The following is a 248-nucleotide window of genomic DNA, read 5'->3' on the forward strand; positions in this document are numbered from 1 at the left end:
TGTACGGCTACCCTCTCGCGATTTGCGCATAAAGCCAAAACGAGTAGAAGGTTCAGTTGCATACGTAGATCGATTCGGCAATCTGATAACAAACATAACGAAAGAACATTGCCGCAATCAGGCTCTTTGCCAGATTGGCAAACGCTCCATCGGCAGAATCGGACAGTCTTATTCGCACGCTGAGCAAGGAGCGCCAATCGCCTTTATCGGCAGCCACGGCTACCTGGAAATCGCTGTCAGCCAGGGAC

The 248-nt window shown here is 51.2% G+C and carries 1 protein-coding gene; it reads left to right on the forward strand.

What is annotated here, in order from left to right; translation table 11 throughout:
* Positions 1-22: 22 nt before the first annotated feature.
* A partial coding sequence (locus tag RYX56_RS26090) for an SAM hydroxide adenosyltransferase (RefSeq protein ID WP_369293571.1) occupies positions 23-248 on the forward strand: 226 nt, incomplete at its 3' end.

This window comes from Alkalihalophilus lindianensis (assembly GCF_032843265.1).
Lineage (GTDB): Bacteria > Bacillota > Bacilli > Bacillales > Bacillaceae_D > Alkalihalophilus > Alkalihalophilus lindianensis.